The organism is Thalassospira sp. CA1, assembly GCF_059052855.1.
Genome location: NZ_JBZCIA010000006.1, coordinates 152,236 through 168,445 on the forward strand (window position 1 = coordinate 152,236; position 16,210 = coordinate 168,445).

The 16,210-nt window shown below is 55.9% G+C and carries 13 protein-coding genes and 1 riboswitch; of the genes, 9 read left to right on the top strand and 4 right to left on the bottom strand.

Annotation, left to right across the window (positions count from 1 at the left end):
- Positions 1-18: 18 nt before the first annotated feature.
- The 5 genes from rsfS to AC5Q5A_RS12225 all read left to right on the top strand — a co-directional run bounded on the left by rsfS (position 19) and on the right by AC5Q5A_RS12225 (position 5,764).
- Complete coding sequence (rsfS, locus tag AC5Q5A_RS12205; RefSeq protein WP_051007601.1) at positions 19-408, top strand: ribosome silencing factor; 390 nt, start codon at positions 19-21, stop codon at positions 406-408.
- Positions 409-488: 80 nt separating this feature from the next.
- Positions 489-947 (top strand): 23S rRNA (pseudouridine(1915)-N(3))-methyltransferase RlmH, encoded by a 459-nt coding sequence (rlmH, locus tag AC5Q5A_RS12210; RefSeq protein WP_120225710.1) that lies wholly within the window; start codon positions 489-491, stop codon positions 945-947.
- A 214-nt stretch (positions 948-1,161) separates the two neighbouring features.
- Positions 1,162-2,925 (top strand): methyl-accepting chemotaxis protein, encoded by a 1,764-nt coding sequence (locus AC5Q5A_RS12215; RefSeq protein ID WP_493895446.1) that lies wholly within the window; start codon positions 1,162-1,164, stop codon positions 2,923-2,925.
- Positions 2,926-3,128: 203 nt separating this feature from the next.
- Positions 3,129-4,937: a methyl-accepting chemotaxis protein gene (locus tag AC5Q5A_RS12220; RefSeq protein ID WP_493895447.1), complete on the top strand. Its 1,809-nt coding sequence runs from the start codon at positions 3,129-3,131 to the stop codon at positions 4,935-4,937.
- 53 nt (positions 4,938-4,990) lie between these two features.
- The gene (locus AC5Q5A_RS12225) at positions 4,991-5,764 is read left to right on the top strand and encodes a DeoR/GlpR family DNA-binding transcription regulator (protein ID WP_064781160.1); all 774 of its coding nucleotides are present in this window, start codon (positions 4,991-4,993) and stop codon (positions 5,762-5,764) included.
- Between the two features lie 23 nt (positions 5,765-5,787).
- On the opposite strand, the gene AC5Q5A_RS12230 is transcribed toward AC5Q5A_RS12225, so the two are convergent.
- Both AC5Q5A_RS12230 and AC5Q5A_RS12235 read right to left on the bottom strand, forming a co-directional pair.
- Complete coding sequence (locus tag AC5Q5A_RS12230) at positions 5,788-7,122, bottom strand: aspartate aminotransferase family protein (RefSeq protein ID WP_493895448.1); 1,335 nt, start codon at positions 7,120-7,122, stop codon at positions 5,788-5,790.
- Positions 7,119-8,120 (bottom strand): phosphotransferase enzyme family protein, encoded by a 1,002-nt coding sequence (locus AC5Q5A_RS12235; RefSeq protein ID WP_493895449.1) that lies wholly within the window; start codon positions 8,118-8,120, stop codon positions 7,119-7,121. The genes AC5Q5A_RS12230 and AC5Q5A_RS12235 overlap by 4 nt, the downstream gene beginning before the upstream one ends.
- Positions 8,121-8,369: 249 nt before the next feature.
- Between AC5Q5A_RS12235 and fabG the strand changes: the two genes are divergently transcribed.
- On the top strand, positions 8,370-9,149 hold the full coding sequence (gene fabG / locus AC5Q5A_RS12240) for a 3-oxoacyl-ACP reductase FabG (RefSeq protein WP_493895450.1): 780 nt from the start codon (positions 8,370-8,372) through the stop codon (positions 9,147-9,149).
- 83 nt (positions 9,150-9,232) lie between these two features.
- Here fabG and AC5Q5A_RS12245 read toward each other — a convergent pair whose 3' ends face one another.
- Together AC5Q5A_RS12245 and AC5Q5A_RS12250 are read right to left on the bottom strand one after the other, a co-directional pair.
- Complete coding sequence (locus AC5Q5A_RS12245; protein ID WP_008889843.1) at positions 9,233-9,766, bottom strand: dihydrofolate reductase family protein; 534 nt, start codon at positions 9,764-9,766, stop codon at positions 9,233-9,235.
- Between the two features lie 162 nt (positions 9,767-9,928).
- Complete coding sequence (locus AC5Q5A_RS12250; RefSeq protein ID WP_493895451.1) at positions 9,929-11,368, bottom strand: L-serine ammonia-lyase; 1,440 nt, start codon at positions 11,366-11,368, stop codon at positions 9,929-9,931.
- Between the two features lie 193 nt (positions 11,369-11,561).
- A riboswitch (glycine riboswitch) is annotated at positions 11,562-11,667 on the bottom strand.
- Positions 11,668-11,940: 273 nt separating this feature from the next.
- Between AC5Q5A_RS12250 and gpmI the strand changes: the two genes are divergently transcribed.
- Genes gpmI through AC5Q5A_RS12265 form a run of 3 tightly spaced genes read left to right on the top strand, consistent with a single transcriptional unit; the run spans position 11,941 to position 16,164 of the window.
- The gene (gpmI, locus tag AC5Q5A_RS12255; protein ID WP_493895452.1) at positions 11,941-13,533 is read left to right on the top strand and encodes a 2,3-bisphosphoglycerate-independent phosphoglycerate mutase; all 1,593 of its coding nucleotides are present in this window, start codon (positions 11,941-11,943) and stop codon (positions 13,531-13,533) included.
- Complete coding sequence (locus AC5Q5A_RS12260; protein WP_493895453.1) at positions 13,511-14,866, top strand: murein hydrolase activator EnvC family protein; 1,356 nt, start codon at positions 13,511-13,513, stop codon at positions 14,864-14,866. Before gpmI ends, AC5Q5A_RS12260 begins: the two co-directional genes overlap by 23 nt.
- Positions 14,863-16,164, top strand: a complete 1,302-nt coding sequence (locus AC5Q5A_RS12265; RefSeq protein ID WP_063089172.1) for a S41 family peptidase — start codon at positions 14,863-14,865, stop codon at positions 16,162-16,164. The genes AC5Q5A_RS12260 and AC5Q5A_RS12265 overlap by 4 nt, the downstream gene beginning before the upstream one ends.
- Positions 16,165-16,210 lie beyond the last annotated feature (46 nt).

A 16,210-nucleotide genomic window follows, 5' to 3' on the forward strand; every position in this document is an offset into this window, starting at 1 on the left:
TTCGCGCGAAACATTAAGGTGGCGACCATAGGTACCGCAAAACAGACTCTGACCTCCGGCGAAATGCTTTCGCTGATCCAGAGAACGCTCGAAGATGACAAGGCCGAAGACCTTGTTACCATTGATCTGACCGATAAAACCTCCCTTGCCGATCACATGATCATCGCAACCGGCTCGTCATCGCGCCGGGTCGCATCCATGGCTGAACACCTTGTCGAAGCCATCAAGGATGCCGGTCAGGGCCGTGCATTGGCCGAAGGCAAGGAACAGGGTGACTGGGTTCTGGTCGATACGGGCGATGTCATCGTTCATCTTTTCCGTCCGGAAGTTCGTGCCTTTTACAACATCGAAGAGATGTGGGGCGTTGAAAACCCGGCTCTGAAACAGCAGGCAGCGCGGCTGTACTAACAGCCCGCGCTGTTTGGCGCCTGCCCAAGGCGGGTAACGGCGCCAAACAGGTATCTTGCGTAACGGTCTGGATCGACGACATGCAAATCACCCTTGCTGCGGTGGGACGGATGAAAGCCGGCCCCGAGAAAGATCTTTTTGACCATTACGCCGCCCGGCTGCGCTGGCCCTTTGTGCTGCGCGAGGTCGAAGAAAAAAAGAAACTCCCGCCCAATCAGCTTAAAGACCGCGAAGCAGACCTCCTGCTTGGCGTCATTCCGGAAAATGCCTTCCTGATCGCGCTGGATGAGCGCGGCAAGGAATATGGATCGATCGAGTTTTCGCAGAAGCTTGAAGGCTGGATGGATCAATATGCCGGCAATATCGCCTTTGCCATTGGCGGGGCGGACGGGCATGGCGCAGCCCTGAAATCACGGGCCAATACGCTTTGGTCGCTGGGCAAGGCCACATGGCCGCATATGCTGGTCCGCGCCCTGATCGCCGAACAGCTGTTTCGCGCCCACGCCATTCAGACCAATCATCCTTATCACCGCGAATAATGCCGCATCGCGGCATAAAGATAGGGACAGGCCCTACCTGCAGTGCAAGGCACCCTATACCGTAGCTCAACTTATGCCCGAGAAAATAAAGATATTTTCTCGTTTTAGCCCATGCTGCCTTGCAACATGCAAACAGCGTCGCTAACATTCCCCACAAGAAAAAAATATTCCCAAAATCAAAGAATGACTCTTGGGTAATGGTAAGGCGTTGAATATGGAACAAACCGTTTTGGCTACGCAGGACGGCGAAACTGCGCGCAAGGTCGCCCAAACCAATGCTGGCATCGAAGACCTGATGCGCGGGATCTCCACCGCACTGGGTTACATTCAGCATCTTCTGGAATTTGCCAATACGGCGGGCGAAACCCAGGACAGCCTGATGCGCGAAATCGACGTGCGATCAAACAATCTGCGTGCCGGTCTGGATGACACCGGGCGCGAGATCGAAAACAGCACATCTGTCGCCCATGACGTTCAGGAAGCCACCCGCGCCACCGTGGCCGCAAAGACAGACGCCATCCGAACCGACCTTGAACGCATCAGCGCCGAACTGGAAACCAAGGCCGACGGTGCGAACAAGGTCCTGAGCGCGATTGAGGATATCGGCAAGGGCATCAAGCTTTTGGCGCTTAACGCCGCGATCGAGGCCGCGCGTGCCGGTGATCATGGCCGTGGATTTGCCGTTGTTGCCAAAGAAGTCGGCAACCTTGCGCAAAGCACCATGCAGCGCACCCACGAGGCGGTCGACCTGATTGATCTTTCGGATGTCACCAAGGCGCTGCGCGAAAGCATGGCCAGTATCGGTAATGATCTTGATAGCCTTGGCAATGAAATCGAAGGGTCGCTTGCCACCCTTCAGGAACGCTTTGCCAACATGTCGGAACGACTGGCTGATATTTCCGAGCACAATCAGGTGGTGTTTGAATTGCTGGCGGGCAGCAAGGATGCCTCGGCCCGCACACGCGGCAAGGTCACCTGGGCGCATAATGACACCAAGGCGCTGAGCACAAGCCTTTCGGATGCGGCACTGGCGCACGACAACCTTGCGCAGTTTTTGAAGTCCCATCACCTGCATGATGATCCGACCTATGACCGACTGGCCGATATCAAGGCGCGCGGCAAAATCCGTATTGCCATTGAACCGGCCTTTGTCGGGCTGTCATTCCGCCTGAAGCCAAATGATCCGCTGCGCGGTCTTGATGCCGATTACGCAAGGGCACTTGCCAAATGGCTGGGCGTTGAATGTGAATTCGTTGAACATCCCTGGGATCTTCTGACAGAGCTTCTTTTTGTGGGCGCAAAGCCCGGTGCACCGACCGCCGATGTGGTCTGGAGTGCCCTGCCCCCCAGCGACTTTTACAAGGGTGTCGCTTATTCAGATACCTACACATACCTCAACTTCGCGCTTTGTCGACGGGCCGGGAATACCGCGATCAATCGCCTTTCTGATCTTGATGGCAAGGTGTTGGGCATCATCAATGATCCGGTGGCGTTTCAGGTTCTTGAAGAACAGGGGCTGCGCTGGGCAGATAATGAAAGCAAGCCGGGCGGCGTTGCCAAGCTTTCCAACCTGATTGCCTATAGCGACCAGACACGCCTGCATGATGCCTTGGCCGACGGGACCGTTGATGCCTTCGCGGTTGATCAGCCGATCTTTCACTGGGCGGCAAATAATCCGGAAAGCCCATGGCATGGCCGTATTGAAGTCCTGCCGGGTAATATCCTGCCATTGCCTTATTACTATACTGCCGCGGTGGCCGCCGAACCGGCATCCTGGAAGTTGTTGTGCGCGATCAACGAATTCATTGCCGAATTCCGTGGCACGTCTGCGCGCGCCGAGATCGAAAAACTGTGGCAGGGCCAGGCACTTGAACATCACCTGACCTACAAGGACGAGGCCGGAAACCTGATCGGGGCCGATGAATTGGCAACCCTGTATCACGCTCATTGCCGCAAGTTCGGCATTGCCGCGCACTAGGTATGCAACGCAGCACAAAATTCTGGTGTGCCGGTGCCAGGCGCCCTGCGAGATTCGAAAAGCATTGCAACTTCAAGGCATCACAGCACCTGTTATCAACTTTCATAATATGCTGCCTTGCAACATTTTCCACCCGACGATAGAGTTTCCTTATAAGAAATAAAAATTCACAAAATTCAGTGGCAGTGGTGAGGCTTTGAAAAATGGAAGAAACCATCTTGGCGCCGCGTGCGGACCTGGTCGATCAGGACGGGTCGCAACAATCATCAAACACACAGCCCATGCAGGCGGATACCCCACCACAACAAGCCGACCAACTTGACGGGCTGATGCGCGGTATTTCCACGGCCCTTGATTACATTGAAAACCTTTTGAAATTCGCCAATACGGCGGGCGAAACCCAAGACAGCCTGATGCGCGAGATCGATGTGCGATCCAACAATCTGCGTACCGGTCTTGAACAAACGCGCCGCGAAATCGAAGAAAGCACCCATACCGCAAACGATGTGCAGGAAAGCACGCGCGCAACGGTCACGTCGAAAACCGATGCCATTCGTGGCGACCTTGAAAAGATCAGTCAGGACCTGGAAACCAAGGCCGAAGGTGCAGCAAAGGTTCTGAGTGCGATTGAAGATATCGGCAAGGGGATCAAGTTGCTCGCCCTTAACGCCACGATCGAGGCCGCCCGCGCCGGCGAACATGGGCGCGGCTTTGCAGTTGTTGCCAAGGAGGTTGGCAATCTGGCGCAAAGCACCATGCAGCGCACCAACGAAGCGGTCGATCTGATTGATCTGTCCGATGTCACCAAATCCTTGCGCGAAAGCATGGGCAATATCGGCAATGATCTTGATAGCCTGGGTGGTGAAATCGAAGACGCGCTGGGCGGGCTTAAGGATCGCTTTGCCCAGATGTCGGGACGCCTTGAACATATCAGCGGCCACAATCAGGTCGTGTTTGAACTGCTTGATGCCAGCAAAGACTCATCGGCCCGCACACGCAGCAAAGTAAGCTGGGCGTCGGGCGAAATCGCCAAACTTTCAAACTGCACCACCGATACAGCAAACGTATCAACCAAGCTTTCGCAGTTTCTGGCCGCCAGTTACATTCCAGAAGACCCGGCCTATGACCGCCTTGCCGACATCAAGGCGCGCGGCAAAATCCGCATCGCCATTGACCCGGCACTGGTCGGGGCATCGTTCCGCCCGCAAAAAGGGGGCCGGCTGCATGGCATTGATATCGACTATGCCGAGGCCTTTGCCAAATCCATCGGCGTTGAGTGCGAGTTCATTGAACATCCGTGGGATCTTTTGACCGAACTTCTGTTTGTTGGCAAAAAGGCCGGACAACCGCCCGCCGATGTTGTCTGGTGCGCCTTGCCGCCCAGCGATTTTTACAAGGGTGTCGCGTTTTCAGATACCTACACCTATCTGAACTTTTCGCTGATCCGCCGACCGGACAACACATCCATCAACACCATTGCCGATCTTGAGGGGAAGGTACTGGGCACGGTTAATGACCCCGCCGCCCTTGCCGTGCTTGAAGATGTCGGTCTTCGCTGGGCGGATAATGAAAACAAGCCCGGTGGCATTGCCAAGCTCTCGAACATGATCGCCTATGGCGATATTTCACGCGTGCATGATGCGGTTGCCGACGGGGCGATTGATGCCTTTGCCGGCGACCATCCGGTGTTTTACTGGGCGTCGAAGAACCCGCAAAGCCCTTGGCATGGCCGTCTGGAAGTCCTGCCCAAGCCGATCCTGCCGCACCCGTTCTTCTATGTCGCGGCGGTCGCAGCCGATCCGGCGTCCTATCCGTTGCTTTGCGCCATCAACGACTTCATTGCCGATTTCCGCAAGACGCCGAAACGGGCCGAGATTGAAAAGCTTTGGCAGGGTCAGGCGATTGAACACCACCTGACCTACAAGGACGAAGCCGGCAATCTGATCGGGGCGGATGAACTTGCCAGCAGCTACCACGCCCACTGCCGTAAATACGGGCTGAATTCCGATTGAAGGATTGCTTAAAACGGCTGGCGCGATGATGGTCCGGGCACTATCATCGCGTCATGGCAGCAAACAAGAAATCCCTTCGACAACAACGCATTCTTGGCGAACTAGACCTCGAACCGTCATTGCGGATCGCGGATCTGGCCGAACGTTTGAATGTCTCGAATGAGACCATTCGACGCGACTTTGACGAACTGACGTCACAAGGGCTGATCAACCGTACCTATGGCGGTGCTGTCCGTCGTCAGGCCAGCGAACCGGGCTTGAATGAACGCCATCAGCTTCACATTGCCGAACGCGAAAGCATCGCCAAACAATCCGTGCCGGTTCTGGCCGGTGCGCGCCATATCATGATCGGATCAGGGGCCACCACGGTTCATGTCGCCAAACGACTGGCGGTAACCATGACGGATCTCACCGTCATCACCCATTCGTTCGGCGTCGCCACGGTTCTCGCCATCAACCCGACGATCCGGGTGATCATGGCGCCGGGTCTTTATCACGCACAGGAAGGTGCGATGCACGGCGCGCAGACCGTGCGGTTTTTAGAAAACTATCGGGTGGAATGGGCCATTCTGGGTGCCAGTGGCCTTGACGGTGACGGGGCAAGCGATGCGCTGATCGAGGCGGCTGACGTTTATTCCGTCATGATGGAACGCGCCACACGCAGCATGATCGTTGCCGATCACACCAAGTTCAATCAGGCCTTCCCGGCGCGCTATTGCGACTGGACGTCGGTCGATGTTCTGGTCACTGATGAAAGCCCGATGGGGGTTCTTGATGAAACCATCCGTGCCGGTGGTTGTATGATCAAGGCAGCGACGCGCAACTGATCCCTAAATCGCAGTCCGGACGCTTATCTACAGGCTCGAAGCGACTTCGCCAGCGCCTCGATAAAGAAATCGACCTCGGACGATTTCAGGCAAAGCGGCGGGCGAATTTTCAATGTCTGGCCGTATTTCCCGGCCGCCCCGATCAGAACCCGGTTATCGCGCATGGCATTGATGATGTCACTGACCAGTTGCCCGCTGGGATTTGTCGGGTCGCCATCGGGTGACAGATCAACACCGATAAACAACCCAGCCCCGCGCACGTCGCTGATACGGCCATCAATATCAGCCAGATGCAGCAACCCTTCGCGCAGTGATTTGCCACATAGGGCCGCATTGGCCTGAAGGTTTTCATCGCGGATGACATTCAAAACGGCCAGCCCCGTCGCCGATGCCACGGGGCTTGCGGCAAAGGTGTTGAAATATCCGACATCGTCGCAAAATGCGCTGAGCAATTCCGGACGCACGGCAATGCCCGCCATCGGAAAACCATTGCCCATCGGTTTACCCATGCTGACAATATCGGGTTCGACATCGTGTCGGGCAAAGCCCCAGAAGGCATCACCGGTTCTGCCAAACCCAGGTTGCACTTCATCGGCAATAAACAGCCCGCCCGCCCGATGCACAATCGCGACTGCCAGACGCAGGAAACCGCGCGGGTTGGAAAACACACCGTCACTGGAAAAAATGCTATCGGCGATCAGGGCCGCAACCCCGTATCCGCGATCCTGCAAAACCAGTGCGGCCTTGTTGACCTCATCGGCGAAACCAGCGGCAATATCATCGCCGTAGATCAATCTGCTCGGGGCTGGAATGGCAATGACGTGATCGGGCAGGTTGCCCCGCTTCAATGCCGATGGCGAAATGTCGGTCACTGCCGCCGTGTTGCCGTGATAGGCGGACTCAGTCACGATAAAACCACGCGCGCCCGTCGCACGCTGGGCAATCCGCAACGCAAGGTCATTGGCCTCGCTGCCGCTACAGGTCAGAACGATGTTTTCAAGGTAATTCGGAAATGTCGCCTTCAGACGATCGAGATATTCCTCGGTCGTCTGGTGCAGGTATCGACTGTTGATATTAAGCTTCGCGGCCTGCTCGGACATGGCGGCCACCACACGCGGATGGCAATGCCCGACCGAGGGCACATTGTTATAGAAATCCAGATAGCTGGTGCCATCCGCCGCCGTCATCCAGCAGCCTGATCCCGACACCATTTCAATCGGATCGCGGTAAAACAGAACCGATGCCGCGCCAAAGTTCCGGGTGCGGCGCGACAAAAGGTCGTCACCCTCCTTGGTCTGCGCGAAAGAGGTTTTGCCATCATAGGCGTTCATATCAAGTATGGGGCGCACAGGCTTCATTTCGCACTCTCGGCTGTCAGATAATCCTGCGCCATTTGCAGGGTCCCGGCGGTAAAGCCCGTGCCCATTTCCTGCGCGGTCGGTGTTTCCGGATGGCTGGCAATCCAGGCCGTCAGCAAAAGACGCCTAAGCATTACAAAGCTATCAAGCATCGCCGCGTCACTGGCTGAAAACGGCGCAACGGTCCGGTATCCCTCGACCCAGGCTTCCTTGAGCGCCGGGACAATCGGATCAAGCTCGATAAAGCTGATCGCAGCCGCAAAGTCATAGCCAAACCAGCCAAAACCGCAGTCATCGAAATCAATCACACCCAGCCGCTCACCTTCGACCAGAAGGTTTGCCAGACGCAAATCGGCATGGATCAGACCATAGCGATCATTGCCCATCCCGAAAGACGCAAGCTTCTGATCAAGATGGCTGCATAAACGTTCAAGCAACGCCAGACCATCTTCATCAAGTCCCGGTGCGTCCCGCCAATCCCCCCAATGCGGATTGGCGCCAAGGGTAGTATCGAATGTCCAGCTTTTGCGCACAAAATTAACCGATCGCGTCCATTGCCGCGCATGTCCATGCAGGCGCGCACTGATCGCGCCCAGCTTGAAAAATCCATCAACCAGCGCCTCATCAGCAGAGGGTTCCGCGCCACGCATGAAATCAAACGCGACCACATGGCGACTGACCCCGCCATGATCAAACTCGGCAACCAGTGACCCGTCACTGCGCATGCGTGGCTTGGGTGTTTCGACAATGTCACTGGCCCGAAGGGCATTGATCCAGGCGAGTTCAGACTCGATTTCGGCACGGGTGTGATAGCCCGGCCGATGAACGCGCAGGATCAGTTTTGCCCCGCTATTTGGATCGGTTGCCAAAAAAGTCGCATTTTCCGAAACGGTCAAAAGCGACACCCCGGCATCCGGCCCCATGCCCCAACCGGGCAGGACTGATATGGCGCCCTCTTTCAGGACATCAATCATGTTGTCATCGTAAATGCCGCCCAATTGATGCCTCCTGTCGCTGTTTCGTGACCGCCTTGAAATGGATGTTTCGCGCCGTTTCAGGACCGTCTCAGTGTCATTTTGTGAATAATGCGGCACAAAATGTGTAACTTGCAACATTTTTTGTTGCATCACGGAATATTTCGACCAATCATCAAGAAAACATAACGCAGCGCACAATCAGGGAACCGGCAATCCGCAGCACACTGCAAAGCTGGCGCATTGCCCAATGACTTCACGAAAGGATCGACCATGCTGACTTCGATTTCCGGCAAAAGCGTCATCGTCACCGGTGGCTCAAAGGGCATTGGCAAGGGCATCGCCAAGGTATTTGCCAGCAAGGGAGCAAAGGTCATGATCGCCGCCCGCACCGAAAAGGATGCAGCCGCGACCGTGGATGAAATCAAGGCCGCCGGGGGCACCGCCGACATGTTCCTGTGTGATGTCTCGGATTTCGATCAGGTTTCCGCGCTTGCCGACTACACGGCCAAGACCTTTGGCGGGATTGATATCCTGTGCGCCAATGCCGGCATCTTTCCGCAGGTCAAGATGGTCGATATGACGGCGGATGACTGGGATCAGGTGATGTCGACCAACCTTAAAAGCAGCTTCTTGTGCGTGAAGGCCTGCATTCCCCATTTCGAAAAAGCTGGCAAGGGCCGCGTGGTGATCACGTCCTCGATCACCGGGCCGATCACCGGTTATCCCGGATGGTCGCACTATGGCGCGTCAAAGGCCGGCCAGCTTGGCTTTATCAAGACGGCTGCCATGGAATTGTCGCGCTATAACACGACGATCAATGCCGTCATGCCTGGCAATATCATGACAGAGGGCCTGGCCGATCTTGGCGAGGATTATCTGAGCTCGATGGCGAACTCGATCCCGCTGAAACGTCTGGGCAGTGTCGAGGATATCGCCAATGCCGCCCTGTTCTTTGCATCCGATGAAGCCGCCTATATCACCGGCCAGCAGATCGTGGTCGATGGTGGCCAGATCCTGCCAGAATCGCTTGAGGCACTTGAAGAGATCTAAGCCTTTATCCTGCGCCAAAAACAGCACAGGAACACAAAGCCCGCATCCGGTTCACCAGATGCGGGCTTTGTTTATTTTCTGGCTTAGGCCAAACCGTACTGGCTGCGCACGACACCGGAATTGTATCGCTCGGACGCCAGAAGACGGGGCTTAAGCCCACCAGCGTCACGCCCGAACAATGAAATACCGGAACCCAGCACTTCCGGGATGGTAAAGATATCAAGCTGATCGGCAAAGCCGCCAAACAGGAACTGTGTCACCACACTGCCCCCGCCGACGACCCAGATGTCACCATCCGCCGACCGCCGGTCGCGCAATTGATCGACCAGTTCGATGATACTCCCGCCATAGGCCTCGGTATTGGCAGGCCGATCTTTGGGCAGTTCGCGTGAAGTCAAAACGATTGTGCGGCGGGCCTCATAGGGCCAGTCGCCAAATTCCATCACCTGATCAAAGGTGTTTCGCCCGATGATCAGCGTACCGACGGAGTCCAGAAAGTCATCAAAGCCGAACTCGGCCGGGTCATATTCCCCCAACCAGTCCACCGCACCATTAGCACGCGCAATGAAGCCATCCAGACTGACCGCGATGTAAATGCGGAACAGTTTTTTGCTCATGTCTATGTCCAACCGATATTGGGGTCTTTGCCCCTATTTTTAGTCGGCAAATCATAGCAAAACACCAACCGCAAGTCGCAAGAAACAAGAACAGAAAACCGTCTAATTTACAGCGCAGGTGCCCAAAAGCCCGGTTTTCCGCCCTATTCTTAAGAGTTGGGATCAGCACTCGACCACGTTGACATTGACCGCAAGACCGCCCTGACTGGTTTCCTTGTACTTGCTTTGCATGTCGAGTCCCGTCTGGCGCATGGTCTCGATCACCTTATCAAGCGACACGGTATGCTGTCCGTCACCGCGCAGTGCCAGACGCGCAGCGTTGATCGCCTTGACCGCGCCCATGGTATTGCGTTCAATGCAGGGCACCTGCACCAGACCGCCAATCGGATCGCAGGTCAGGCCAAGGTTATGTTCCATACCGATCTCGGCAGCGTTTTCGACCTGTTCGGGCGTTCCGCCCAGCACGGCACACAACGCGCCCGCAGCCATTGAACAGGCAACCCCCACCTCGCCCTGACAGCCAACTTCGGCCGCGGAGATTGAGGCGCGCTTTTTATAGATCGACCCGATGGCCGCCGCGGTCAGAAGGAATTCACGAATTTTGTGCTGATTGGCGTTGGCACCGAACTTTTCGTAATAACGCAGAACGGCGGGAATAACGCCTGCGGCCCCGTTGGTCGGTGCGGTCACAACCCGACCGCCTGCGGCATTTTCTTCGTTCACGGCAAGGGCATAAAGATTGACCCAGTCAATCACCGTTAGCGGATCACGCAGGCCTGCTTCGGGCTTTTCGGTCAGTTCCTTGTAAAGGTTCGATGCCCGACGTTTGACATTCAGGCCACCGGGCAAGATACCGTCAGTGCGGATGCCACGGTCAATGCAGCTCATCATCGCGTCATGAACGCGATCAACAAAGGCAATGGTTTCATCAGAGCTGCGCCAGCTTTGCTCGTTCTCCATCATGATTTCGGCGATGGAGCGCCCTTCACGCTTGCAGATTTCCATCAGCTCATCGGCGGACGAGAACGGAAATGGCAAGGTGATGTTATCGCCGGAATATTCCGCACCGTGATCGTCACTGGATACGATAAAGCCACCCCCGACCGAGAAATATTCCTGGGTATGGATTTTCACGCCATCTTGGTCAAAGGCGGTAATGCGCATGCCATTGGGATGCTGCGGCAGGGTTTCTGTGAAATGAAACACCAGATTGGTATCGCGGTTAAAGGCAACCGGATACTGCCCGTAAAGCTGCAACTGGCTGGTTTCATCAATCGCAGCCACAGTCGGCACGATATCATCAGGATCGATATTGCGCGGGCGCTTGCCATTCAGGCCCATGATCACCGCGGTATCGGTTGCGTGCCCCTTGCCAGTCAGGGCAAGCGATCCATAAAGATCAACCACGACACTGCCGGTCTTTTGCAAAAGATTGCGCGCCTCAAGTTCAAGGCAGAAACGATATCCCGCGCGCATCGGGCCAACCGTATGCGAACTCGAAGGACCGATACCAATCGTGTAAAGATCGACAACCGACAGGTTGACGTCATGTTGGGATTTCTTTTGCGATCCCGAAGAGGGATCGGTCGCGGGATTTGTCATCAAGGGCCTCCTTCACGGCTCAATAACGCGCTTGTTTTCGCGCTGTTTACGAACCGGTGTTTTTGCCCCCTCTGTCCCTTGACCTGAGATTATCCGCCCTGCCTGATCAAGATCGGCTTGGGGCGTTCATCCTTCGGTGGAAACCTGACCAGCGCTTTCTCCCAGGCGCTTTTTGGTTTCTCTCTCCAGAGCCTCTTCCGTGACGGTCCATCTGCCTGAGAGTGTTTATGAGGCATTGCTCCTTCGGCGCCGTACATCATGCAAATCGCGTGATATCCGAACTCTCCCGTCACGGTGCGAGATAACATTTCTGCCACCTCAGAGGTTCACCGTCAGATTGAACACTATCTGCGTCTTTAGACACTGTCAAAAGAACTGGTTTGCATCTGCAAAATTTTCTGCGGCAGATGCTGTTAAGCAACGGTAATCGTGCTAAATTGCCCTGGTAATTGATGTACCCGTCGTGCGCGAAGACTGACCCACCCTGTCCGCATGGCGGGATTGATGGCGAAAGAACCCGTAAGTCACCATATTTACGGGACATTCAGCCTTTTCCTTTATCTGTGGGGTTTATGAACGTGACTGTATCGAATTCCGTAAAGCGCCCGCGCCCTGTGGTGCTGTGCATTCTGGACGGCTGGGGTTATCGCGAAGAAAGCAAGGACAACGCTGTCGCCCTTGCCAACACGCCTGTCTGGGATGACCTTTACGCCAACAATCCGACCGGGTTTCTCAAGGCCTGCGGTCTGGATGTTGGCCTGCCCGAAGGTCAGATGGGCAACTCGGAAGTCGGTCACATGAACCTTGGTGCTGGCCGTGTGGTCATGCAGGAACTACCCAAAATTGACGAGGCCGTAAAAACCGGCACCATCGCCGATACCGACACCGTCAAAAAGATCATTGCCAAACTTTCCGATTCCAAGGGCGTTTGCCATATCGCGGGTCTTCTGTCCGAAGGCGGGGTGCATTCCCATCAGGCGCACATGGCGGCCCTGGCCAAGATCATTGCAGGTGCCGGTGTACCGGTGAAAATTCACGCCTATCTTGATGGCCGTGATACCGCACCGAAAAGTGCCGCCAAGTTCCTTGAGAAATTCCGCGCCCTGATCGGCGATGCCAATGTTGAAATCGCCACAGTCACCGGCCGTTATTACGCCATGGACCGCGACAATCGGTGGGAACGTGTAAGCCAGGCTTATTTCACCATGGTTCAGGGCAAAAATTACGCCGATGGCCGCAGTGCTGATAGTGCGGAGGCCGCGATTGCCAACGCGTATGAAGCCGGTACGACCGATGAATTTGTTCTGCCGACCGTGATTGGCGATTATGACGGCATGAAGGATGGCGACGGCCTTCTGATGACCAATTTCCGGGCGGATCGCGCACGTGAAATCCTTGCAGCCCTTTGCGCACCGGAATTTGACGGCTTTGATCGCGGCACGCCGGTCAAGTTTGCCGTTCAGGCCGGGATGGTTGAATATTCGTCCGAACATGCGAAATATATGGATGCGATCTATCCGCCGCAGACCCTGCCGAATATCTTTGGCGAAGTGGTTTCCAAGGCCGGCATGAAGCAGCTTCGCATCGCCGAGACCGAGAAATACCCGCATGTGTCGTTCTTCTTTAACGGCGGCGAAGAACAGGTATTCGAGGGCGAGGACCGCATTCTGGTCGCCTCCCCCAAAGTCGCGACCTATGACCTGCAGCCAGAAATGTCGGCACCGGAAGTGACTGAAAAACTGGTCGCTGCCATCAAGTCGGAAAAATACGACACCATCATCCTGAACTTTGCCAACCCGGACATGGTCGGCCATAGCGGCATTCTTGAAGCCGCGATGAAGGCCGCCGAGGCGGTTGATACCTGCCTTGGCAAAGTGATTGACGCGATCAAGTCGGTCGGCGGCGTTGCCTTTGTTACCGCCGATCACGGCAACTGCGAAGTGATGGTTGATCCGGAAACCGGCGAACCGCACACGGCACATACACTTAATCTCGTTCCGACCATCCTTGTTAACGGTCCGGAAGGGGTAACATTGGAAGATGGTCGTTTGGCCGATGTCGCACCGACCTTGCTGCAATTGCTTGGCGTGCCGCAACCGGCCGAAATGACCGGTAAACCCTTGCTTAAGGGCCTGAAACAGAATGACGCGCTTCTTGCGAGCTAAGTTAGCTTATGAGATCGCCCTGCCTGCGCTGATCGCTTTTGCGGTTTTTGCTGCAGGCGGGGCTGCGCCTTCTTTTGCCCAATCGCTGCAAAAGGTTGATCAGCAACTTGATCAACTTGAAAACCAGCTTTCCGAACAGCAAAAACAGGAAGAGTTCCTGTCACGCAAATCCCGGGAACTCTGGACCGAGGAACAAGCCCTTCAGTCCGAGGCGATATCTGTCGCCAGACGCACCCAGCGCCTTGAAACGACGCTGACCGAACTGGAAGATCAGCTCGAAACCCTTGAAGCACGCGAAAAGGTCGCGGCCACCAGCCTTGAAGACAAGGCCGGGCAATATGCTCGCATCCTGATGGCCCTGCAGCGCCTGTCGACCACCCCGCCCGAAGCAGTCATTGCCCTGCCGACATCGCCGCAGGATACGTTGCGTTCGGCGGTATTGCTTAAGGCCGCCTTGCCCGGTGTCGAACAGCATGCCCGCGATCTGCGCAAGGAACTGGGCGAGATTGCCACGCTGCGCGAAGATATTCGCAATCGTCGCAGCGAGTTGGCCGCTGCCACCCAGGAATTGCAACAAGAACGCGCATCCCTTGCCGCCCTTCTGGATGAAAAGCGCCGCCTGCGCGCCCAGACAGAGGCCGAAGCCGAGGAAGCCGCCAAGGCCGTAAGTGTGCTTGCCGATGAAGCCAAATCGCTGGGCGAGCTTTTGCGTAATCTGGAAAATCGTGCCGAAGGGCTGCCACGTCCGCGCGCGCGTCCGGAAGTTCGTGTTGCGACACGTACCGAACCGGATGCAGACACGCTTGGTGCGACAACAATTGCCAAAAACACACCGCCACCGCCGCCCGAAAGCAAATCTGATGCGGGCAAGACCGGTGGTAACGACACAAGTGACGAAGAATTCGCTGTTGGCAGCTCGATCACACTGGCACAGGGTAACCTCCGCATGCCCGCCAGTGGTAAAGTGGTTACACTTTTTGGTGAAAAATCACGCGGCCCGGATGGTTTGACCGTAAACAGGTCCAAGGGAATTGAGATCAGCACACGCGCAAATGCGCAGGTTGTCTCACCTTTTGACGGCAAAGTTGTCTTTGCTGGCCCGTTCCGCGGGTATGGCCGACTCTTGATTATCGAACACGGCGAAGGATACCATAGCCTTATCGCCGGTTTTGATCGGCTGGACAGTGTGGTAGGACAATATCTATTGGCGGGCGAACCTGTTGGTATTATGGGTGAAACTTCGCCAAAACTATATCTGGAGATGCGCCAGAACGGGGAAGCAATCAATCCGCTTCCATGGCTGGCCTCGAAAAACGGCAAGGTAAGTGGATGAAAACCTCACGATTGGCAGTACTCGCACTCGCGACCGGCATGACTATCGGCCTTGCGTCGCCAGTTTTGGCGCAATCTTCAACCTCCTCGGCTGAGACCTATCGGCTGCTCAACCTGTTTGGCGATGTGTTCGAACAGGTCAAAAGCAAATATGTCGAAGAAGTCGATGACAAAAAACTGATCGAAGCGGCCATCAACGGCATGCTGACATCGCTTGATCCGCATTCCTCGTATCTCAACATGGATAATTTCGAGGAAATGCAGGTCGATACCCGCGGCGAATTCGGTGGTCTTGGCATCGAAGTCACCATGGAAGACGGCTTTGTCAAAGTCATCGCCCCGATCTATGACACGCCGGCCGAAAAGGCTGGCCTTCAGCCGGGCGACTTCATTACGCATATCGATGGCACCGCCATTCGCGGCATGACGCTGAATGACGCGGTTGAGATGATGCGCGGCAAGGTCAATACCGACATCGTCCTGACCATCATCCGCAAGGGCGAACAGGCACCGTTCGATGTCACCCTGACCCGTGCGGTGATCAAGATCCAGTCGGTCCGCGCCGAACCGAAAGACGATATCGGCTATATCCGTATCACCAAATTCAACGAACAGACCGCCAGCGGCCTGCAGCGCGCCATTGCTGACATGCGCGAAGAAATCGGCCCGGAAATCAAGGGTCTGGTGATTGACCTGCGCAACAACCCGGGCGGCTTGCTTGATCAGGCGATCTCGGTTTCCGATGCCTTCCTTGATAAGGGTGAAATCGTATCGACCCGTCCGCGTGACACCGAAAACACCGAACGTTACAACGCACGCAGTGGTGACCTCAGCGAAGGCTTGCCGATTGTGGTTCTGATCAATGATGGCTCTGCCTCGGCATCCGAAATTGTCGCCGGCGCCCTTCAGGATCACCGCCGTGCGGTCATTATGGGCACGCGCAGCTTTGGCAAGGGATCGGTCCAGACCATCCTGCCGATGCCCGGAAACGTGGCACTTCGTCTGACCACGGCGCGGTATTACACGCCGTCAGGCAAATCCATTCAGGAAGTCGGCATTGTGCCGGACATCATCGTTCCGCAGGCACGTGTCGAAAGCATCGAGGCGGATACCCGTCGCTCCGAAGCATCGCTTAGTGGCGCCCTTCGTAACGAGGACGAAGGCATCACAGATGCGGAACAGGATGCAAATTCCCGCCGTGACGAGGCCGAACAGCTGGCGATTGATGATTATCAGCTGTCGCGCGCGCTTGACATGATCCGGGGTATTTCGCTGTTTGGCCCGCGTCCGAATGGGTAAGGTTGGACCCGGCATCGTGAGAGACTAGTTGCGCGTGTTCAGGAAA

Excerpts from the sequence above, each read along its gene's own strand:
- rlmH (WP_120225710.1), top strand. The coding sequence starts at position 489 with ATGCAAATCACCCTTGCTGCGGTGGGACGGATGAAAGCCGGCCCCGAG.
- AC5Q5A_RS12215 (WP_493895446.1), top strand. The coding sequence starts at position 1,162 with ATGGAACAAACCGTTTTGGCTACGCAGGACGGCGAAACTGCGCGCAAG.
- AC5Q5A_RS12220 (WP_493895447.1), top strand. The coding sequence starts at position 3,129 with ATGGAAGAAACCATCTTGGCGCCGCGTGCGGACCTGGTCGATCAGGAC.
- AC5Q5A_RS12225 (WP_064781160.1), top strand. The coding sequence starts at position 4,991 with ATGGCAGCAAACAAGAAATCCCTTCGACAACAACGCATTCTTGGCGAA.
- AC5Q5A_RS12230 (WP_493895448.1), bottom strand. The coding sequence starts at position 7,122 with ATGAAGCCTGTGCGCCCCATACTTGATATGAACGCCTATGATGGCAAA.
- fabG (WP_493895450.1), top strand. The coding sequence starts at position 8,370 with ATGCTGACTTCGATTTCCGGCAAAAGCGTCATCGTCACCGGTGGCTCA.
- AC5Q5A_RS12245 (WP_008889843.1), bottom strand. The coding sequence starts at position 9,766 with ATGAGCAAAAAACTGTTCCGCATTTACATCGCGGTCAGTCTGGATGGC.
- AC5Q5A_RS12250 (WP_493895451.1), bottom strand. The coding sequence starts at position 11,368 with ATGACAAATCCCGCGACCGATCCCTCTTCGGGATCGCAAAAGAAATCC.
- gpmI (WP_493895452.1), top strand. The coding sequence starts at position 11,941 with ATGAACGTGACTGTATCGAATTCCGTAAAGCGCCCGCGCCCTGTGGTG.
- AC5Q5A_RS12260 (WP_493895453.1), top strand. The coding sequence starts at position 13,511 with ATGACGCGCTTCTTGCGAGCTAAGTTAGCTTATGAGATCGCCCTGCCT.
- AC5Q5A_RS12265 (WP_063089172.1), top strand. The coding sequence starts at position 14,863 with ATGAAAACCTCACGATTGGCAGTACTCGCACTCGCGACCGGCATGACT.